At 73.4% G+C, this 20,652-nt stretch carries 15 protein-coding genes and 1 pseudogene; 5 read left to right on the top strand and 11 right to left on the bottom strand.

Annotation, left to right across the window (positions count from 1 at the left end; all coding sequences use genetic code 11):
* Nucleotides 1-10: 10 nt before the first annotated feature.
* From ABZK10_RS11720 to ABZK10_RS11700, 5 genes are all read right to left on the bottom strand, one after another.
* On the bottom strand, nt 11-5,899 hold the full coding sequence (locus ABZK10_RS11720) for an Ig-like domain-containing protein (protein ID WP_353809378.1): 5,889 nt from the start codon (nt 5,897-5,899) through the stop codon (nt 11-13).
* Nucleotides 5,896-7,236 carry a serine/threonine-protein kinase gene (locus ABZK10_RS11715; protein ID WP_353809377.1) on the bottom strand — a complete coding sequence of 447 codons (1,341 nt, stop codon included), beginning with the start codon at nt 7,234-7,236 and terminating at the stop codon, nt 5,896-5,898. The genes ABZK10_RS11720 and ABZK10_RS11715 overlap by 4 nt, the downstream gene beginning before the upstream one ends.
* A 123-nt stretch (nt 7,237-7,359) precedes the next feature.
* Nucleotides 7,360-8,157, bottom strand: a complete 798-nt coding sequence (locus ABZK10_RS11710; RefSeq protein ID WP_353809376.1) for a PP2C family protein-serine/threonine phosphatase — start codon at nt 8,155-8,157, stop codon at nt 7,360-7,362.
* Nucleotides 8,154-9,164, bottom strand: a complete 1,011-nt coding sequence (locus ABZK10_RS11705; protein ID WP_353809375.1) for an FHA domain-containing protein — start codon at nt 9,162-9,164, stop codon at nt 8,154-8,156. The genes ABZK10_RS11710 and ABZK10_RS11705 overlap by 4 nt, the downstream gene beginning before the upstream one ends.
* Before the next feature lie 42 nt (nt 9,165-9,206).
* A complete protein-coding gene (locus ABZK10_RS11700; RefSeq protein ID WP_353809374.1) occupies nt 9,207-10,643 on the bottom strand; it encodes a gamma-aminobutyraldehyde dehydrogenase in 1,437 nt (478 codons plus the stop codon).
* Between the two features lie 147 nt (nt 10,644-10,790).
* Here ABZK10_RS11700 and ABZK10_RS11695 point away from each other — a divergent pair, with 147 nt between their 5' ends.
* The 3 genes from ABZK10_RS11695 to ABZK10_RS11685 are packed head-to-tail and all read left to right on the top strand — an operon-like array spanning nt 10,791 to nt 14,110.
* Complete coding sequence (locus tag ABZK10_RS11695) at nt 10,791-11,273, top strand: Lrp/AsnC family transcriptional regulator (protein WP_353809373.1); 483 nt, start codon at nt 10,791-10,793, stop codon at nt 11,271-11,273.
* A 12-nt stretch (nt 11,274-11,285) separates the two neighbouring features.
* Nucleotides 11,286-12,677 carry an aspartate aminotransferase family protein gene (locus tag ABZK10_RS11690; protein ID WP_436408515.1) on the top strand — a complete coding sequence of 464 codons (1,392 nt, stop codon included), beginning with the start codon at nt 11,286-11,288 and terminating at the stop codon, nt 12,675-12,677.
* Complete coding sequence (locus tag ABZK10_RS11685; RefSeq protein WP_353809371.1) at nt 12,677-14,110, top strand: NAD(P)/FAD-dependent oxidoreductase; 1,434 nt, start codon at nt 12,677-12,679, stop codon at nt 14,108-14,110. The genes ABZK10_RS11690 and ABZK10_RS11685 overlap by 1 nt, the downstream gene beginning before the upstream one ends.
* Before the next feature lie 10 nt (nt 14,111-14,120).
* On the opposite strand, the gene ABZK10_RS11680 is transcribed toward ABZK10_RS11685, so the two are convergent.
* Together ABZK10_RS11680 and ABZK10_RS11675 are read right to left on the bottom strand one after the other, a co-directional pair.
* Nucleotides 14,121-15,335 carry a DUF4192 family protein gene (locus ABZK10_RS11680; RefSeq protein WP_353809370.1) on the bottom strand — a complete coding sequence of 405 codons (1,215 nt, stop codon included), beginning with the start codon at nt 15,333-15,335 and terminating at the stop codon, nt 14,121-14,123.
* 92 nt (nt 15,336-15,427) lie between these two features.
* Nucleotides 15,428-16,378, bottom strand: a complete 951-nt coding sequence (locus ABZK10_RS11675) for an aldo/keto reductase (RefSeq protein WP_353809369.1) — start codon at nt 16,376-16,378, stop codon at nt 15,428-15,430.
* Nucleotides 16,379-16,492: 114 nt separating this feature from the next.
* Here ABZK10_RS11675 and ABZK10_RS11670 point away from each other — a divergent pair, with 114 nt between their 5' ends.
* Both ABZK10_RS11670 and ABZK10_RS11665 read left to right on the top strand, forming a co-directional pair.
* Complete coding sequence (locus tag ABZK10_RS11670; protein WP_353809368.1) at nt 16,493-16,984, top strand: methylated-DNA--[protein]-cysteine S-methyltransferase; 492 nt, start codon at nt 16,493-16,495, stop codon at nt 16,982-16,984.
* A pseudogene (locus ABZK10_RS11665) lies at nt 16,981-17,568 on the top strand (DNA-3-methyladenine glycosylase I); the annotation flags it as partial. The gene ABZK10_RS11670 and the pseudogene ABZK10_RS11665, both read left to right, overlap by 4 nt.
* 6 nt (nt 17,569-17,574) lie before the next feature.
* On the opposite strand, the gene ABZK10_RS11660 reads toward ABZK10_RS11665, so the two are convergent.
* From ABZK10_RS11660 to atpD, 4 genes are read right to left on the bottom strand one after another with little or no spacing between them, the layout of a single operon-like run.
* A complete protein-coding gene (locus ABZK10_RS11660; RefSeq protein WP_353809367.1) occupies nt 17,575-18,336 on the bottom strand; it encodes a YaaA family protein in 762 nt (253 codons plus the stop codon).
* On the bottom strand, nt 18,336-18,914 hold the full coding sequence (locus ABZK10_RS11655; protein ID WP_353809366.1) for a P-loop nucleotide/nucleoside kinase family protein: 579 nt from the start codon (nt 18,912-18,914) through the stop codon (nt 18,336-18,338). Before ABZK10_RS11655 ends, ABZK10_RS11660 begins: the two co-directional genes overlap by 1 nt.
* 4 nt (nt 18,915-18,918) lie before the next feature.
* Nucleotides 18,919-19,185, bottom strand: a complete 267-nt coding sequence (locus tag ABZK10_RS11650) for a F0F1 ATP synthase subunit epsilon (protein ID WP_353809365.1) — start codon at nt 19,183-19,185, stop codon at nt 18,919-18,921.
* Nucleotides 19,186-19,187: 2 nt separating this feature from the next.
* Complete coding sequence (gene atpD, locus ABZK10_RS11645; protein WP_353809364.1) at nt 19,188-20,651, bottom strand: F0F1 ATP synthase subunit beta; 1,464 nt, start codon at nt 20,649-20,651, stop codon at nt 19,188-19,190.
* Nucleotide 20,652: the final 1 nt, after the last annotated feature.

The following is a 20,652-nucleotide window of genomic DNA, read 5'->3' as shown; positions in this document are numbered from 1 at the left end:
CCTCGCATCGTCAGTCGCTCTCGTATCGTTTCGTGATGCCGCCGACGGTGACGTCCAGCCACGCGGTCGCGGACTGCCCGCCGCCGGCGCCGCCCCCGCCGCTCACGGTGCAGCTGGTCTCCGACTGCGCGGCCGTTCCGGCCCCGGCCCCGACGCCGCAGCGGAACGAGACGGCCAGCCCGCCGTTGTCGGGCGCGTTCGTCCAGGTCCATCGCGCGGCATCAGCATCCCACTGCCGGCTCGGCAGCGCGAAGTCGAGCGATGGTTGCGGCTCGCCGGGCTGCACCGCGCTCCACGGCCCGCAACTGCCCCACGGCGCGCAGGCGCGGACCTGGAACCGCACCGGCTCCCCGAACGGCCGGCCGAGCATCTCGCGCGGCCACCCGGCCCCGTCGAACGAGCGCACGCTGCCCGCGAGCTGCACGCCGGCCGCGTCCACGGCCACGATCTCGTAGCGGCTCGCCCGCGGGGTCACCGAGGTGACCCGGTAGTCCCACGCCAGCCCGTCGGAGGTCCAGCGCATCTCGCCGCGCACCTCGTCGATGACGCGGTCGAAGGGCCGCGGCGTCACGACGAGCACCGGGCTCGACGCGCATCCGGCCCGGTTGTAGCCCCACACGACGAACGCGTACTCGGTGTTCTCGTCGGAGAGTCCCTCGAAGCGCGTCGAGCGCACGCCGGGCCCGAACGCCCGCGTCTCCTCGACGCCCGCGCCGTTCGTCGGTGCGGAGACCGCGCCGGGGGCGGGCGAGCCCACCGAGCACGCCTGCGGCCCGGTCGGCAGGCTGCGGCTGCCGACGGCGAGGCGCTGCACGAAGTAGCCCAGGATCGCGTCGCCGTTGGGCTCGAACGCGCTCCAGCTGACGGTCACCGCCCCCGCCGATGCATCGCCGACGGCGTCGGCGGCCCCGGCGACGGGCGCGCCGAACGGCGTGCCGGTGACGGATGCCTCGCGCCAGATCGACAACGCGGGGTACGCATCGTTGCGCGGGCTGATCGCCACGGGCACGGAACTCCCGTTGGCCAGCCCCATCCGGTCGAACGTGCACGCGGTCGCCGAGCAGATCGACGCCGCCGACAGCTCGCCGGTCTGCCCCGCGATGATCACGACGTACCGGCTCACCGGCGTGCCGCCGCCCGCGGGGACCACCGGCGTCCAGCTGACCCGGAGCCCGCCGTCGAGCGGTGCCGCCCGCAGGTCGGCGGGCGCGCCGGGCACGACGTCCGACCAGATCGGCTCGGGCAGCCCGGTCGCCCCGGACCGGCCGATGGCGTTGCGCGCGCGCACCTCCACCGCGACCTGGTTCGCGCGGCCGTTGCCCGGCGTGGGCACCGTGCAATCCGTCGCCGCGCACGCGTGCACGCCCGCGACCTCACCGCTGCCGGGCTCCCGGAGGGTGACCTCGTAGTCGATGATCGGCGAGTTGTTGGACGCGCCCGGCTCGAAGCCGATGCTGATCGTGCCGTCGCCGAACCCCGTGGCGCGTGCGTTCGCGACCGGCTCGGGCCGGTCCTGCACCGATACGGTCACGAGGCCCCACGCGTATCGGCTCGCGTCGCCCGTGGCATCCGCCACCTGGTACTGGACGGTCGTGTTGACCGGCTCGGCGTTCTCCGCGACCGTGACGCGCAGGGACGACCGGTCGGCGCTCGGCACCACCTGCACGCCGCTCGGCAGGCTCGCGGCGTCGGTGCCGCGCACGCGGATGACCCGCAGCGGCTCGCCCGGGAACGGGTTGGTCGCCTGGTCGTTGGCGAGCACGTCGACCGTGGTCGTCGATCCGCGACGCGCCACGGCCGAGTCGGCCGCCGGGACGGCGAGCGGTCGCGTGGACGGCACGACCCGCAGCTCGATGCGGCCGGAGCGGCCGTCGCCGCTGTCGTCCTGGACCGCGACCGTGACGGCGGCCCGGGTGCCGGCGAGCGTGGCGGCGCCGGTCGCGACGGTCAGCACGGTCCCGTCGAGCGAGACGTCGAATCCCTCGGGCTGCGGCTGCAGGACGCGGTACTCCAGCTCGTCGAGGTCGGCCGGATAGGGGTAGCTCGTCAGTCGCAGCAGGTCGATCTCGCGCTGCTGCCCGGGCTCGAACTCGATCAGGCCGCCCGTGAACGACGGCGGCTGGTTCTCGCGCGGCAGCACGGTGATGGGGAGCACGATCGTCGCGGTGCGGGCTCCGGGGTCGTCGGCGGAGGCACCGTCGGTGACGACGAACGACAGCGAGGCGGGCCCGAAGTACTCGTCGGCGCTGCGGAAGCGCAGCGTGTCGGCGTCGATGACGAGGTCTCCGCCGTCGCCGTTCGACGCGCGCACGGTCGCCTCGTCGGTGATCCGCACCCCGCGCCCGCCGACCGCGACCACGTGGTCGTTGATCTCGATCTCGATCTCCTGCTCGCTCTGCACGATGATCGGCGGCGCATCGAGGCGCAGCTGCGGCAGGGCGTCCTCGAAGCCGGGCACGCGGATGAACGCGTAGGCGTCGAGGGCGGGATCCTGCGGGTGCGAGACGTGGAACGGGATCACCTGCCGCTCGTCGGCCAGCGTGACGCGGACCGTGCCGTCGGCGCGGACCTCGGCCCCCGACTCCCAGCCCGGCACGAGCGAGACGTCGAGCGTGTCGACGGGGCCGTCGGCGAAGAAGACGTTCTCGCGCACGTCGACGTCGACCCACGACCGGTCGAGGATGTCCGACAGCGACAGCACGGTGTCTCCGGCCTCGGGCCGCGCCAGCGGCGCCTCGGCGCTCACGTCGACGATGAGGAACGTCGAGTCGATCGCCTCGCCGTCGTTGCGGATCGTGTAGATGAAGCTGTGGCGGCCCTCGGCGTCGGGCACGTCCACGCGCACCAGGTCGCCGTCGACGGACGCCGTCGCGGAGCCGTCCACCGCCTCGACGTCGACGATGGCGAGGGGCCCGCCGTCCGGATCGGAGTCGTTGTCGAGCACGCGCACCGCGATCTCGCCGCCCGGGCGGGCGCGCACCTCGTCCGGGACCGCGATCGGGGCGCGCACGCCCTCGAGCCGCGGCGCGATCCCGACCCGGATCGTGCCGGTCGCCCGGGCTCCGAGCGCGTCGACGACCGCGTAGCGGAAGACGTCGGTGCCTGCGGAGTACTCGCCGGCCTCGTACTCGATCCAGTCGACGCCGGTGCGGACCACGATGCCGCGCTCCGGCGGCGTCTCCTGCCCGATGAGCTGCACCGAGTCGCCGTCGGGGTCGATGCCGAGCATCGGGATGCGGATGCGCACGGTCTCGCCGGCGAGCACGCGCGAGGTGACCACGCGGGGCACGGGCGCGGCGTTGTCCTCGAGGTCGGCCTCGGCGACCGTGATCGTCACGGTCGCCGTGGCGAACTGGCCGTCGGGCGCCTCCACGCGGTAGACCGCCTGCACGGTGCCGGGACGATCGGGCGCGAGGTAGCGCAGCACGTCGCCGGAGGCGAACAGGAGCCCCTCGCCTGCGGCGGGCGACTCGACGAGGTCGGCCGCCAGCGTGATCTGCTCGTCGTCGGGATGACGGTCGTTCGCCAGCACCGGGATGTCGATGACGTCGCCGACGCGTGCGGAGACCGCGTCGTCGGCCGCCACGGGAGCCTGCGGCCGCTCCGGCGCCGGGATCTCGATGACGCGCACGGTCCCGGTCGCCTCGGCGCGTCCGTTGCTCACCGTGTACTCGAACGACCCGGTGCCGTCCGCGAGCACCCCGCTGAGGGTCACGCGCAGCAGGCGGTGCTCGATGACCTCGACCTGCAGCCCCGCGACGTCGGACCCGTCGTCGGCTCCGGTGATCACGAGCACGCCGCCGGTCGGGTCGATGTCGGTGGCGAGCACGTCGACGTCGCTCGGCTTGCCGGCGCGGAGGAACGCCGTGTGCGGCACGGTGATCGGCGTGGTGTCGGCGTCGGGCGGTGCGGCGACGTCGACGCGGACCACGCCGACGGCGCTCTGGTCGCCGTCGCTCGCCGTGTACTCGAGGTAGTGGGTGCCGACGACGTCGCTCGTGAACCGGAAGGTGCCGGTGTCGAAGTCGGGCACGAGGGTCACGTCGGGCTTCGCGGGGACGGCGGTCAGGCGGATCGCGCCGCTGCCGCCGGTCACGTGCCGCAGCGGCGAGATGGTCAGCTCCTCGCCGGCGGACGCGAGCACCGCGAAGGGCTCGGTCATGAGCGGCACGGAGCCGGGCGATCGCACCGACACCGACAGGACGCCGGAGCCGACGTCGCGCCCGTCCGAGACCGAGAGTCCCACGGTGCGCTCGGCCCCGCTGCCGCCGCGCTCGGTGAAGACCACCTCGCCGCCCGGGGCGTAGGTCACCGTGTCGGGCGCGCCCGCGATCGCGTCGGACAGGTAGAACGGGTCGCCGTCGGGGTCGTACCAGTCGGCCAGCACGTCGGTCGTGACGCGCCCGCCCGCCTCCACCACCGCGGACGCGCCGCGCGCCTGCACCGGGGGGAGGTTCTCGTCGTCGCCGCGCGCCGTGATGCGCACCACCGCGGTCGCCTGTCCGCCGCGGCCGTCGTCGATCGTGTAGTCGAGCGCGATCGTTCCCGTGGCGCCCGCCGGCAGGGTGACCTGGAGCTGCTGGTCGTTGCTCACCAGGTCGACGTCGACCCCGTCCGGCGCGGGCGCGACCGAGGAGATCGCGAGCACGTCGCCGTTGGCGTCGTAGTCGTTGAGCAGCACCGGGAGGATGGTGGTCCGCTGCGGCCTCGCCCCGAAGTCGTCGTCGACGGCGACGGGCGGCACCTGCACGCGCTCGAGCGTCGGCGGCGTGGACGGGTCGTTCTCCTCGACCACGCGCTCGTCGGTCTCGTCGCGCAGCAGCGCGTCCCAGGCGTCGACCAGCGCCCAGCCGTCGCGCACCGACCAGGAGCGTCCGGTCGCCGCGTCGTTGAGCACGAGCGCGGAGCCGTTGTGCCGGAAGGCGAGCTCCGTCGCCGCGCCGCCCGCGAGCGCGGCGTCGCCGGGGCCGCAGGAACTCCAGCCGGTGGCGTCCCCCCACGCGGCGTAGTCGCAGTCCTCCCACCGCACCGGTGCCGCCGGGGCACCGGCGCGGGCGTCCACGAGCACCTCGGGGTCGCCCGCCCCGAAGGGCACCGCGAGCAGGCCGCCGCGGTGCGCCACGAGCACCGCGTCGCCCGTGGCCGAGGGCTCCTGGAGCACCGCCTCGCCCGACACCCCCCAGTCGCCCAGGTCGACCCGGCCGCCCTCGAGGTGGAGGACCCCCGCGTCGCGGTCCAGCACGGCCCAGTGCCCGCCGACGGCGGTGACCGCCCACTCGGCGTCGGCCGGGAGTTCGCCCTCGACCTGCCAGGTGCGCTCGACCGCGGTTCCCGCGGCGGCGTCGAACCGGGCGACGCGCCCGGTGGACGGCGTGAAGGCGAGCATCGTGCCGTCGTCGGCGGCGGCGGCGGTCACGGTGCCGGCGCCGAAGGTCAGGTCGGGATCGCGCTGCCCGTCGAACTCGCCGAAGTCGTCGATGGGGGTCGACCACACGTCGCCGTCGGATGCCACGACGATGCGCTCGCCCGCGATCGCGACCTGCGGACGCACCGGCGGGATCGCCACGCTCTCCGCGATGGTCGCCGTCGCGGGGTCGAGCACGTCCAGGTTCGCCTGCTCGGCGTCGACGACGAGCACGGTGGCACCCCGCTGCACCAGCACGGGAGCCGCGACCCCGGTCTCGACCGCCGTGTCGAGCTCGCGCACGGCGGTGTTGAGGCGGCCGACCGACTCGATCGCGCCGTTGGCGACCCAGACGGATGCGTCGCCGAGCTCCACCCGCTGCGAGGTGTACCCGCCGCTCGCGATGGCCACGCCCGCCACGAGCGCCGTGGTCGCCGTCGTCGCGGCGATCGTCAGCACGCCGGACCGGTGGGCGCGGAACCACTCGGAGATCACGGGGCCGGCTCCGCCGCGACCTCCACGCACCGCTCGGCGCTGGGATCGCCCACGCGCCCGGCACGGGTCACGGTGACCGTGGCGCACACCACGGACTGCTCGCCGGCGTCGAGCCGGTACTCGGTGCCCACCTGCATGCTGGAGGGACGCCCGTCGACCGTGACGACGTACGCGTCGTCCTCGTCGACGCCCGGATCCTCCCAGGTGAACACGACCGTCGTGCCGTCGACCGTGGCCGACACGTCGCTGACGCGCGGGAGGTCGGTGGGGGCCGGTCGTGGCGTCAGGAGGAACACGGCGAGCCCGGCGACGACCGCGGCGGCCACCACGCCTCCCGCCGTCCAGCCCGCGAGCCGGCGCCGGCGTTCGCGAACGGCGCGCGCCGCGGGCCCGGTGCCGCCCCCGGGCTCCGGTCCGCGCAGCGCGGTCCGGTCGTCGACGTCGATCGCGGTCGCCTGCGCCCAGTCGTCCATGCGGGCCTCGATCGGCGTCTGCGGCAGGTCGAGCTCGGACTCGACCTCCTGCAGCTCGCGCAGCAGCTCGTCCACGCTCTGCGGCCGGTCGGCCGGGCGGCGCGACATCGCACGGCGCAGCACCTGCTCGAGCGAGGCCGGCACGTCGGGCCGGCCGATCGGCGCGGGGGTCGCCCGGGCGATCCGCTGGATCAGCTCGAACGTGGAGTTGTCGCCGCCGGGCACCTCGAACGGCGAACGGCCCGCGAGCAGCGAGTACACGGTCGCCGCGAGCGACCAGACCTCCGAGGCCACGGAGCCGCTGTCCTCGTCGGCGAGCACCTCGGGAGCGGACCAGGGCACCGACATCCCGACGGAGTCGTCGTCCCCGGCCTCGCCGCGCGTCGCGGCGATGCCGAAGTCGCTCAGCACCGGGTGGCCGAACGCGGTCACCAGGATGTTGGACGGCTTGATGTCGCGGTGCAGCACGCCCTCCCGGTGCGCGCTCTCGACCGCGGACCCGATGCGGATGCCCACCTCGAGCGCATCGGCGACGGGCAGCGGGTCGGCGCGGTAGCGCTGGGCGAGCGCCGACGAGCAGTACTCCATGACGAGGTACGGCCGGCCGTCGGAGGCGACGCTCGCCGCGTGCACGGTCAGCACGGCCGGGTGCGAGCTCAGCCGGGCCATGAGGTTCGCCTCGGCGCGGAACATGCGACGGAGGTGCTCGTTGACGACCTCCGCGAGCAGCACCTTGACGGCCACGGGCCGACGCGGCATCTGCTGCTCGTACAGGAACACGTCGGCGAAGCCGCCCGTGCCGAGCACGCGGACGAACGAGAAGCCGGGAATGGTCGGCGGCGTCGAGGGCAGGCGCCTGGTCACGCGACCTCCCTCGGTGCCCGCCACCGCCGGCGTCGCCGGCGTGCCTCTGGTGGGACCCGCCCCCATTCTAGGGTCGCGGCCGGCCCTCGCGACGGCGGCGACGGCGGCCGGTGGATGCCGTCCTCAGGCGTCGCCGGGGGCCGACCGCACGCGCAGCACGTCGACGACCAGCACGGTGACGTTGTCGCGTCCCCCGTTGCCGAGCGCGGCGTCCATGAGCTGCCGGGCCGCGGCCTCCGGCTCGTGCGAGCCGAGCAGGAAGTGCCGGATCCCGTACGGGGTGAGCTCCTTCGTCAGCCCGTCGGAGCAGACCAGCAGCCGCATCCCCTCGACCAGCGGCACGAGGCGCGTGTCGGGCACCGGCGTCTCGTGGAAGCCGACGGCCCGGGTGATCACGTTGCTGTGCGGATGCGTCTCCGCCTCCTCCTGCGTGATGTGCCCCGCGTCGACGAGTTCCTGCACGATCGAGTGGTCGACGGTCAGCTGGTCGAGCTCGTCGTCCAGCAGGCGGTAGACCCGCGAGTCGCCGATGTTGAACACCAGCCAGGCCGGCGCATCCCCGTCGACGGCGATGCCGACGCCGGTGACCGTCGTGCCGCTGCCCTCGTCGGTGACGCCGATGCTGCGCACCATGTCCTCGACCGCGGCCGAGAGCGATCTGCCGATCTCGTCGCCGGCGATCGTGCTGCGGCCGCCGTGCTCGGCGAGGCGGGTGACGACGGCGGCGCTCGCGAAGTCGCCCGCGGTGTGACCGCCCATGCCGTCGGCGACCGCGAAGACCGGGGGCCGGGCGACGAACGAGTCCTCGTTCACCTGGCGTCGCAGCCCGGTGTCGGTGAGCGCCGCCCAGGCGAGCGTGACCTCCGCGCCGCCGGGGAGGGTCACCCGCGTGCCGGGGTTCCCGTGTCCGATCTGCGTCACGTGCCTGGTCCTTCGTCGACGAGGGGCTCGTGGACCCGCTCCTGCGCGGCTGCGAGGATCTCGACGAGTGTACCCCCGATGTCGAGCGTCGATCCGGGACCGACGACGACCGACTCGCCACCCCGCAGGCGCCGCCGGGCGCCGCCCGGCGCGACCACGGTCGTGCCGTTGCGGGAGTGCAGGTCGGTCACCACGACGGTCCGGCCGACCGGTCGGAGCTCGACGTGGGTGGACGACACCGCGGGCAGCGCGGCGGGCACGGCGTACAGGCGCGGGGCGTCCTCCGCCGGGATCCGCGGCAGGCTCGGCCGACGCCCGACGTACACGGGGCCGTCCAGCGGCTGCACGGCCTCGGCGCCGATGCGGAACGCGGCGATGCCGCCGGACGAGACGGGCTCGGCGAGCACGTCGACGCCGCGTGCGGGCGTGACCGGCGCCGCGGCGGGCACGGGGAGCACCAGCTGGGTCTCGGCGGCGCCGAGCCCGGCGGCACGGGTCTCGTCGTCGACGTCCGCCGCCGCGTGCGCGGCGTCGCAGGCCCAGCCGATCACCCGACCGCGCGCCGTCGCCCCCGGGCCGCCGACCCGTTCGCCGTCGCGCGGGCCCGCGAGCCCGGCGGCGGACCCGCGGACGAGCAGGTGCGTGACCTGGTCGAAGTCGGCGAGGTGGAACGGGCGGATGCCCCGGTCGTCGAACCGCCGGCTGCCGCCCGGGGAGTCGAGGTCGACGACCGCGTCGCCGCGCACGACGACGGTCACCCGGCGCGCGCCCGGTCCGTCGTCGTCGAAGCGCACGAGCGCGAACCCGCCGGGTGCGTCCCGGACCGACGGCAGGACGCCGACGAGCTCCTCGACCAGCGCGCCCGGATCGTCGGCGAGGCGGCGGAGTCCCGCGAGGGTCCGCGCGTCCGCCGGGGCGGCCACGGCGGCGAGGAACGCCCGGCCGACGACCACGTCCCACTCCGGGAGTCCGTCGGCCTCGCCGAGGAACACCCGCGACTCGCCCATCACCCCAGTCTGGCACTCACCGGGACCCGGCCGCGCATCGACTCAGGCGCCGATGTAGCTCATGACGTGCTTGACGCGCGTGTAGTCCTCGAACCCGTACTGCGACAGGTCCTTGCCGTAGCCCGAGTGCTTGAAGCCGCCGTGCGGCATCTCGGCGACGATCGGGATGTGGGTGTTGATCCACACGCAGCCGAAGTCGAGGTGCTTGGCGAAGCGCATCGCCCGCCCGTGGTCCCTCGTCCACACGCTCGAGGCGAGGCCGTACTGCACGCCGTTCGCCCACTCGAGCGCCTGCGCCTCGTCGGTGAACTTCTGCACCGTGATGACGGGACCGAAGATCTCGCGCTGGATCGCCTCGTCGTCCTGGTGCAGGCCCGAGACGACGGTCGCCTCCCAGAAGTAGCCGCGGTCGCCCTGGCGGCGGCCGCCGAGCGCGATGTCCGCGTGGTCGGGCAGGCGGTCGATGAAGCCCGAGACCTGCGCGAGCTGGTTCGCGTTGTTGACCGGGCCGTAGTACACGCCGTCCTCGCGGGGCCCGCCGGTGGTGGCGTGCACGCGGGCGCGCTCGGCGAGCGCCGCGACGAACTCGTCGTGGACGCCGGCCTGCACGAGCACGCGCGTCGCCGCGGTGCAGTCCTGGCCGGCATTGAAGTAGCCGGCGGCGACGATGCCCTCGACCGCCGCGGCGATGTCGGCGTCGTCGAAGACGACCACGGGCGCCTTGCCGCCGAGCTCGAGGTGCACGCGCTTGAGGTCGGACGCCGCCTGCCGGGCGACCTCCATGCCGGCGCGCACCGACCCCGTGATGGCGACCATCTGCGGGGTCGGGTGCTCCAGGAGCGCGGCGCCGGTGCCGCGGTCGCCCGTGACGACGTTCAGCACGCCCGGCGGCAGGTGCTCGGCGGCGACCTCGGCGAGGAGCAGTGTGGCGAGCGGCGTCGTGTCGGACGGCTTCAGCACGAGCGTGTTGCCCGCGGCGATGGCCGGGGCCACCTTCCAGACGGCCATGTTGAGCGGGTAGTTCCACGGGGTGACCTGCCCGATCACGCCGATCGGCTCGCGCCGGATGAACGAGGTGTGGTCGGCCATGTACTCGCCGGCGGCGCGACCCTCGAGGTTGCGCGCGGCACCCGCGAAGAAGCGCAGCTGGTCGACCGACAGCAGGATCTCGTCCTCGACCAGGCTCGCTCGGGGCTTCCCCGTGTCCTGCGACTCCAGGTCGGCGAACTCCTCGGCGCGCGCCTCCATCGCATCGGCGATGCGGAACAGCGCGAGCTGGCGCTCGGCGGGCGTCGCCTGGCCCCAGGTCGCGAAGGCGCTCGTCGCCGCGCCGTAGGCCGCGTCGATGTCCGCTGCGACCGAGATCGGGCTGGTCGCGTAGACCTCCTCCGTGGCGGGGTCGACGAGCTCGAGCGCCGCGTCGCCGCGGGCGTCGACGTACTCGCCGCCGATGAAGTTGCGGAGTTCGGTCACGGGCATGGCAGGGCCTCCTCGGGTTCGGTGCCGCCCATGCTAACGGTCGAACGCGACATCCGAAACCCGCATTCACCATCGATTCCGTCGCGAATCTGAGAATTCACAACGGAATCGCTTGCCGGAGGCATCCGGCACTGACAGAATCGACGCATGACGAACGCAGGGCGCAACCACGGCGGCCGGCCGGTGCAGCTCGACGAGGTCTCGAAGAAGATCATCGAGCAGCTTCAGGCCGACGGCCGCCGCTCGTACGCCGACATCGGCAAGGCGGTGGGCCTGTCCGAGGCGGCCGTGCGCCAGCGCGTGCAGAAGCTCACCGACGCCGGGGTCATGCAGATCGTCGCCGTGACCGATCCGATGCAGCTCGGCTTCACGCGTCAGGCCATGATCGGCGTCCGCGCCGCCGGCGACACCCGCGACCTCGCGGACCGCCTGGCCGAGATCCCGGAGATCGACTACGTCGTGCTCACCGCCGGCAGCTTCGACCTGCTGGCCGAAGTGGTCTGCGAGGACGACGACGAGCTGATCGAGCTGCTGAACACGAGCATCCGCAGCATCCCCGGCGTCGTCTCGACCGAGACGTTCGTCTACCTCAAGCTCCGCAAGCAGTTCTACAACTGGGGAACACGATAGGAAATGAGCACCATGACCCGAACCGTCGCCGACGTCGACGTGGCCGCCCTCCAGCAGAAGGCAAAGGACCACCTCTGGATGCACTTCTCGCGCCAGTCCACCATGGAGTCCGGCGTGCCGATCATCACCCGCGGCGAGGGCCACCACATCTGGGACGCGCAGGGCAAGCGGTACATCGACGGCCTGTCCGGCCTGTTCGTCGTCAACGCCGGCCACGGCCGCGCGCGCCTCGCGGAGGTCGCCCGCAAGCAGGCCGAGGAACTCGCGTTCTTCCCGATCTGGTCGTATGCGCACCCCTCGGCGATCGAGCTGGCCGACCGGCTCGCCGACTACGCCCCGGGCGAGCTGAACCGCGTGTTCTTCTCCACCGGCGGCGGCGAGGCGGTCGAGACCGCGTTCAAGCTCGCCAAGTACTACTGGAAGCTCAAGGGCCGCCCCACCAAGCACAAGGTCATCTCGCGCGCGGTGGCGTACCACGGCACCCCGCAGGGCGCCCTCGCGATCACGGGCATCCCGGGCATGAAGGAGATGTTCGAGCCGGTCACGCCCGGCGGCTTCCGCGTGCCGAACACGAACTTCTACCGCGCCGCCGAGATGGGCGGCCCGAGCGACGACCTCGAGGCGTTCGGCCTGTGGGCCGCGAACCGCATCGAGGAGATGATCGAGTTCGAGGGCCCCGAGACGGTCGCCGCGGTCTTCCTGGAGCCGGTGCAGAACTCGGGCGGATGCTTCCCGCCGCCGCCCGGCTACTTCCAGCGCGTGCGCGAGATCTGCGACAAGCACGACGTGCTGCTGGTCTCCGACGAGGTCATCTGCGCGTTCGGCCGCCTGGGCTCGATGTTCGCGTGCGAGCAGTACGGCTACCAGCCCGACATGATCACGTGCGCGAAGGCGATGACGAGCGGCTACTCCCCCATCGGCGCCACCATCGTGAGCGAGGAGATCTACGAGCCGTTCAAGCACGGCGACACGTCGTTCTACCACGGCTACACGTTTGCCGGGCACCCGGTCTCGGCCGCGGTCGCGCTCGAGAACCTCGACATCTTCGAGGAGGAGGGCCTGAACGAGCGCGTGCGCGAGAACTCGCCGCTCTTCCGCGCCGAGCTCGAGCAGCTGCTCGACCTGCCGATCGTGGGCGACGTCCGCGGCGACGGGTACTTCTTCGGCATCGAGCTGGTCAAGGACAAGGCCACGAAGGAGACGTTCGACGAGGCCGAGTCGGAGCGTCTGCTGCGCGGCTTCCTGTCGAAGGCGCTCTTCGATGCGGGGCTGTACTGCCGCGCCGACGACCGCGGCGACCCCGTGATCCAGCTCGCCCCGCCGCTGACGATCGGCCCGAGCGAGTTCGCGGAGATCGGCCAGATCCTGCGCGGCGTGCTCACCGAGGCGGGCAACCGGCTCTGATGGCGCGTGCGTCCGACGGTGCGGCGCGGTCGTACCGCGACCTGAGCTTCTGGTTCGACGCGCTCGCCGAGTCGGGCGCCGACGACCTCATGCCCCGCGCCGGGGTCGAGGGCGACCTCGACGCGGACGTGGCCGTGATCGGCGGCGGGCTCACCGGCCTGTGGTCGGCGTACTACCTGTCGCTGCTGCGCCCGGAGCTGTCGGTCATCGTGCTCGAGCGCGAGATCGCGGGCTACGGCGCCTCCGGCCGCAACGGCGGGTGGTGCTCGGCGCTGTTCCCGCAGTCGGCGTCGGCGCTCGAGCGCCGCCATGGCCGCGAGGCCGCCGTCGCCATGCGCCGCGCGATGATCGAGACCGTCGACGAGGTCGGTCGCGTGGCCGACGCGGAGGGCATCGACTGCGACTTCTCGCGCGGCGGTACCGTGCTGTTCGCGCGCTCCGAGGTGCAGGCGCGCGGCGCCCGCGCCGAGGTCGCGGAGGCTGCGGAGTTCGGCGTCGACCCGCTGGAGTACTGGGACGACACGGAGGTCGCCCGCTTCGGCGCCTCCGGCGTGGCGGGCGGCACCGCCACCGGTGCGGTGTTCGACCCGTCGTGCGCACGGGTGCAGCCCGCGAAGCTCGTCCGCGGGCTCGCGCGCGCGGTCGAGGCGCGCGGCGTGCGCATCGCCGAGCGCACGGAGGTCGTCGACTGGGAGCCCGGGCGCGTCCGCGTGCGCACCCCGGGCGGCGCCGACGCGACCGTCCGCGCGCCGCACGTGCTCGTGGCGACCGAGGGCTATGGGGCGGCCCTGCCGCACGTCGGCCGTCGCATCCTGCCGCTGTACTCGCTGATGATCGCGACGGAGCCGCTGCCCGCATCGGTCTGGGACGAGATCGGCATCGCGCACGGACAGACGTTCAGCGACTTCCGCCACCTGCTCGTCTACGGGCAGCGCACGGCCGACGACCGCATCGCGTTCGGCGGACGCGGCGCACGCTACCACTGGGGCAGCGCGGTACGACCCGAGTTCGACCGCGACGAGCGCGTCTTCGGGCACCTCGTCGAGACGCTCGCCGACCTGTTCCCCGCCGTGGCCGGCGCGCGGATCACGCACCGCTGGGGCGGACCGCTCGGCGTGCCGCGCGACTGGCACGCAGCGGTCTCCTACGACCGGGCGAACGGCGTGGGCTACGCCGGCGGCTACGTCGGCGACGGACTCAGCACCACGAACCTCGCGGGCCGCACGCTCGCCGATCTCGTGCTCGGGCGGGACACCGCGCTGACGGCCCTGCCCTGGGTCGGGCACCGGTCGCGTCGGTGGGAGCCCGAGCCGCTGCGCTTCGTCGGCACGAACCTCGGCCTCGCCGGCATGGAGCTCGCCGACCTGGAGGAGCGCACCACCGGTCGCCCATCCGTCGCCGCGAAGCTGCTCGGGCCCTTGATCGGCGCGTGACCCGACGAGCTCAGCTCGCCGAGACGAGATCGTCGTCCGGCTCGCGATACGACCACTCGGGCACGCGGCCCGACCCGATGACGGTGCGCAGCAGGTCGGTCATGCCGTGCCCGGGGTCGATGCCGGCCGCCTCGTCCAGGTAGGCGGCCGCGACCGACCCGCGGCCGCGCGCCCACGCGAGCCAGGCGAGCACGCAGTACGGTTCGACGCGGTCCTCGGGCGCGGCGCAGGCGGTGACGAGCCGCAGGACCTCGACGGCGGCGTCGATGCGTCGCGCGTCGGGCGCCCGGCCCCCCACCCCGATCAGCAGCTCGTGGAGCACGATGTCGTGGTCGTGCGATCCACGCGCGACCTCCTCGGCGACCAGGTCGTCCATGGGTCGACCGTCGACGAGCCGCCGGAGCGCGTGGACCTCCTGCCGCTCGGCCGCGAGCAACCCGATCTCGAGGCCGAACGCGATCTGGAGCAGCACCACGTCGCGGTGGATGGGGAACTGGAGCACGGCGAGGAGCCGCCCGAGCGGCTCGGGATCGGCATCGCCGGGGCGCCACCCCACGAGTTCCTCGGCGATCGCCACCGGGTCGGGGAGGCTCGCGGCCTCGGGCCCCGACGCCGCGGGGTCGACGGCTGCGGCGCCGAAGGCGACACCGCGCGGGCGCCGCGGCCCGTCGATCACCTCGTCGCACGCGTCGCGGACCGCCCGTGCGAACTCCGGCACCACGGGCGGCAGCGCGGCGAGCGTCTCGGTGGTGTACGCCGACCGCACCGTCTGCCGGGCGGCGAGCGGGGAGGCGTCGATCTCCCGGAGCGGGCGTCCGGTCCGGGGGCATCCGTCGTCGAGGTAGCTGCCCCACCCGTCGGCGGCCACGCAGAGCACGTCGGCGACCGGATGCCCCGCAGCCACGAGCGCCGCATGCACCGACCGCCCGAGGGTCGGCCGCGGAATCCCCCGCTCGGCGGCGAAGGTCTCGGGCGCGTAGACGACCACCACCACGGTGCCGACCTCGCCGACGCGCCGGAGCATCGACTCGAGCGCTCGCGCGATGGCCACCTCCCCTGCGCGGCGTCGCGCGTCGGCGGGGAGGTCGGCGCGCATCGCGGCGGTGCGGCGGTCGCCGCGCGCGGCGATGCAGACGACGCTGCGCTCGGGACGGAACCCGACGAGTTCGGCGACGACGGCGAGCAGGTCCTGGGGCTGGCGGATCCGGAAGTCGGGAGGGGTCATGACTGCCGAGCGTGGCGCCTCCGACGCGGGCGACGACGCGGCCGCCCGCATCCGGTCGGAGTGCGGCGATCGGGCGGGGTGTGGAGGAGCCGTCAGCCGAAGAGGTCCGACACCGCGCGGACATCGTCAGGCGTCGGCGCCCACGCGGTCGCGGCGGCGGCGTTCTGCCGCACCTGCTCGGGCCGGGTCGCACCGGCGATCACGCTGCCCATCGCCGGCTCGGCGAGGAGCCAGCCGATGGTCGCGTCGAGCATCGAGACGCCACGCTCGCGACACAGCTCGGCGTAGGCGTCGAGCCGGTCCCACGGCGCCTGCTCGAGAAGGTGCGGGCGCTGGCGCATGATGCGGGAGTCCTCGGGTCCGCCCGACCGGGTGAACTTCCCGGTGAGCAGGCCGTTGTGCAGCGGGAAGTACGGCAGCAGTCCGACGCCGAAGTGTCGTGCCGCGGGCAGCAGCTCGCGCTCGGCGTCGCGCGCGAGCAGGCTGTACTCGTTCTGCGCCGACACGAAGCGCTCGGTGCCGAGCTCGCGCGCGACGAGCTCGGCCTCGGCGAGCTGCCATCCGCGGTAGTTCGAGTGGCCGATGTAGCGCACCTTGCCCTCGTCGACGAGCTCCCCGAGGGCGGCGAGCGTCTCGGCGACCGGTGTCAGCGGGTCGGGTTCGTGCAGCTGGTAGAGGTCGATCCAGTCGGTCTGCAGGCGGCGGAGGGATGCCTCGACGGCGAGGCGGACGTACCGGCGCGAGCCCTTCGCGCCCCACGAGGGGATGCCGGTGTCGACCTGCGTGTGCCCGAACTTCGTGGCGAGCACCACCTCGTCGCGACGCCCGCGGAGGGCGTGGCCGAGCAGCTCCTCGCTCCGACCCGCACCGCCGTAGATGTCTGCCGTGTCGATGAGCGTGATGCCCGCGTCCAGCGCGGCGCCGACGACGGCATCCGTGCCGTCCTGGTCCTCGGTGGCCGTGCCCGTCCGACCGAAGTTGTTCCCTCCGAGGCCCACCGCCGAGACGCGGAGGCCCGATCCACCCAGGCTGCGATACTCCATCCGTCCAGCCTAGGTGCCCGACGACCGCTCCTCCACAGCGGCCCGCCCGGTCGCACCGCACGGCATGGCCGATTCCCGCCGGTCGGCGTCGGCGACCGCGACTAGCCTCGAACCATGACCACCGTCCACGTCACCCGGGTCGACTCCCCCATCGGCCGCATCGAGATCGTCGCCGCCGGCGACGCCGTCACGGGCCTCGCGATCGAATGCGACGGCTCGCTCCCCCACGACGGGCTGCCGGACTCCGACCTCCCGGTGCTCGCCGAGGCCCGCCGCCAGCTCGCCGAGTACTTCGCCGGGGCACGCTCCGGCTTCGACCTGCCCCTCGACCTGCACGGCACGCCGTTCCAGCGCGATGTCTGGCGCGAGCTCCAGCGCCTCGGCTGGGGCGAGGCGACGTCGTACGGGGCGCTGGCCGCGGCAGTGGGCCGGCCGGGCTCGGCGCGAGCGATCGGCGGCGCCGTCGGCGCGAATCCCGTGCCGATCATCGTGGGCTGCCACCGCGTGCTCGCGTCCGACGGGCGCATCACGGGCTACAGCGGCGGCCAGGGCGTGCCGACGAAGGTCTGGCTGCTCGGGCACGAGCAGATCGGCTTCGCGGCGTGAGCCCGGATGCGCCGGGCACGCCGAGCCCCTCGGTGCTCGTCGACCCCGACGGGGTCGCGAGGTGTGCGTGGGCCGGCGCCGACCCCGAGTACCAGCGGTACCACGATGCCGAGTGGGGGGTGCCGCAGCGCGACCCGCGGGCACTGTTCGAGAAGGTCTGCCTCGAGGGGTTCCAGGCGGGCCTGTCCTGGCTCACGATCCTCCGCAGGCGGGAGGGGTTCCGCTCCGCGTTCCACGGGTTCGTCCCCGAACGGGTCGCGACCATGGACGCCGACGACGTCGACCGGCTGATGCAGGACTCCGGCATCATCCGGAACCGGGCGAAGATCGAAGCGACGATCGGCAACGCGCGAGCCGTGCTCGAGCTCGATCGAGGCCTCGACGAGGTCATGTGGGCGCACGCACCCGCTCCGGGGCCGCGCCCGCGCCGGCTCGCCGACGTGCCGGCGACCACCCCCGAGTCCACCGCACTCAGCCGCGAACTCCGCAGGCTCGGCTTCCGCTTCGTCGGACCGACGACCGTCTACGCGCTGATGCAGTCGAGCGGCATGGTCGACGACCACGTCATCGCATGCCACCGGGCCGACGGGTCAGACCACCAGTTCGATCTCCGCGACCCCGCCGGGGCCGACGCGCGTCGTGCGCAGGAAGCGGTGTCCGTGGGCCTCGCCCCAATCGACCAGGTCGTCGACGCCGTCGACGGCCGCGCGCGTTGACACGAGGGCGGCCGCGAGGCGGCCCTTGGCCTGCTTGTTGAAGTGCGCGAGCGCCCTGCGGGTGCCGTCCTCACCCTCGGTGACGACCCGCACGTAGACCCCGTTCGCATCGGCACCCAGCGGACCGAGCGCCGCGTAGCCCTCCGAGCGCAGGTCGACGACCAGCCCCGGCGCGGCCGCCAGCACGGCCGTGGCGGCTGCCGCCCAGTGCGCGCGCAGGCGCAGGCCGGGCAGGCGCGAATCGTGCGACAGTCGATACGCCGGGATCGGATCGAGGGCCGCGATCGGCCCGAGCAGCGCGGACTGGACCGTCAGGTGCTCGTGGGCGAATGCGCGGTCCGCGCTCGACCACGACGCGGAGTCCAGGGCGTCGTAGAGCACCCCCGTGTAGCGGTCGACGGCCGGCAACGTCGGCGCCGAACGCAGCGCCCGGTTCCGGTCGATCTCCGCCAGCTGGGTGCGACCGAGCTTCAGCGCACGCACGCTCGCGTCCGCGTCGGCGGCGAGCGCCACGACCGCGTCCACGACGACCGCACGCGGGTCACGCAGCGCGGGGAACGACAGCGCGGCGAGGTCGAGGCTCGCGCCATCGCCTCCGTCGCGCTTGGTCTCGGAGGGCGGGAGGACGACGCGCATCAGTCGTCGAGGAAGTCGAGCGCCTGGTCGACGTTCACGCCGAGCGGGTCGATCGAGTCGAGCGTGACGCGCGGCAACGAGGCAGCCGGGCCCGCCCACGGCTGGTAGCCCTCCACGCTCTGCTCGACGGCGTGCCAGGTCACCTCGTCGAGGTGCGGCAGGTTGCGCAGGCGCTTCGCGAGCCGCTCGCGGTGCAGGTCCTCGTCGGAGCAGACCACCTCGATCACCCGCAACGCGACCCCCGTGCGCTCGGCCAGGTCACGCCACTGCAGGCGGGCCGCCTCCACCGCGTTCACCGCGTCGACGATGACCGTGCGGCCGGCGACGAGCACGCCCTCGGCGATCGTCTCCGCGACGAGGTAGGCCGCGAGCCCGGTCGGCTGCTCGGCGGCGATCCCCGCGTGGAGGATCGCCGATTCGATCGGATCGACCGAGACGACGGTCGCGCCGAGACGCCCGCCGATGACCTCGGCGATCGTGGACTTGCCGGCACCCGGGAGGCCCGCCATGACGATCAGCCGAGGGACCCGGAGCTCGTCGAACTGGCGCTCCCCGGGCACCTCGGCCGCTGTCGTCATCGTGTCAGGAGAGCTCGACCCGCGAGGCGACGACGCGGACCGTGTTCTCCTCGACGGAGAGGAAGCCCTCGTCGGCGCGCGCGGTGATGCGCTCGCCACCGGCGACCGTCACCCGCACCTCGCCCTTGGCGAGGATCGCGAGCATGGGCTCGTGACCGGGCAGGATGCCGATCTCGCCCTCGACGGTCTTCGCGACCACCATCGTCGCGTCGTCGCTCGCCCAGACCTCGCGGTCTGCGGAGACGACCCGCACTCGGAACGGCTCAGCCATGCTCAGCCGTTCTCCTTCTGGATGCGCGCCCAGTTCTCCTCGACGTCCGAGATCGGGCCGACGTTGAAGAACGCCTGCTCGGCCACGTGGTCGAAGTCACCGCGGACGATCGCGTCGAACGACTCGATGGTGTCCTTCAGCGGAACGGTCGAACCCTCGACGCCCGTGAACTTCTTCGCCATGTAGGTGTTCTGCGAGAGGAACTGCTGGATGCGGCGGGCACGGGCGACCGTGACCTTGTCCTCCTCCGAGAGCTCGTCGACACCGAGGATCGCGATGATCTCCTGGAGCTCCTTGTTCTTCTGCAGGATCGCCTTGACGTTGGTCGCGACGCGGTAGTGGTCCTCACCCAGGTAGCGCGGGTCGAGGATGCGGCTCGTCGAGGTCAGCGGGTCCACGGCGGGGTAGAGGCCCTTCGAGGCGATCTCGCGCGAGAGCTCGGTGGTCGCGTCCAGGTGCGCGAACGTGGTCGCCGGCGCCGGGTCGGTGTAGTCGTCGGCCGGCACGTAGATCGCCTGCAGCGAGGTGATCGAGTGGCCGCGCGTCGAGGTGATGCGCTCCTGCAGGATGCCCATCTCGTCGGCGAGGTTCGGCTGGTAACCCACCGCGGAGGGCATGCGGCCGAGGAGGGTCGAGACCTCCGAGCCCGCCTGCGTGAAGCGGAAGATGTTGTCGATGAACAGCAGCACGTCCTGCTTCTGCACGTCGCGGAAGTACTCCGCCATCGTCAGGGCCGACAGCGCGACGCGAAGACGCGTCCCCGGCGGCTCGTCCATCTGGCCGAAGACGAGGGCGGTCTTGTCGAAGACGCCCGCCTCCTCCATCTCGTGGATGAGGTCGTTGCCCTCACGGGTGCGCTCGCCGACACCGGCGAACACCGACACACCACCGTGGTCCTGCGCGACGCGCTGGATCATCTCCTGGATGAGGACCGTCTTGCCGACGCCCGCACCACCGAAGAGGCCGATCTTGCCACCCTGCACGTACGGGGTGAGCAGGTCGATGACCTTGATGCCGGTCTCGAACAGCTGGGTCTTCGACTCCAGCTGGTCGAAGGCCGGGGGCTTGCGGTGGATCGGCCAGCGCTCGGCGACCTCGATGGTCTCGCCGGGCTCGGCGTTGAGCACGTCGCCGGTGACGTTGAACACCTTGCCCTTGGTGACGTCGCCGACGGGCACCGAGATGGGCGCGCCGGTGTCGGTGACCTCCTGGCCGCGGACGAGGCCGTCGGTCGGCTTCAGCGCGATGGCACGGACGAGGTCGTCGCCGAGGTGCTGGGCGACCTCGAGCGTGAGCACGAGGGTCTCCTCACCGAGGACGATCTCGGTCTTCAGCGCGTTGTAGATGTCGGGGATCGAGTCGTGCGGGAACTCGATGTCGACGACCGGGCCCGTGACCCGGGCGATGCGGCCGACGGCGCCGGCCACAGGCGCGGCCGCAGCCGGTGCGGTAGCGGTGTCAGTCATG

It is taken from the genome of Agromyces sp. SYSU T00194, assembly GCF_040496035.1.
Lineage (GTDB): Bacteria > Actinomycetota > Actinomycetes > Actinomycetales > Microbacteriaceae > Agromyces > Agromyces chitinivorans.
This window is presented reverse-complemented; position numbering and strand designations above follow the sequence as displayed.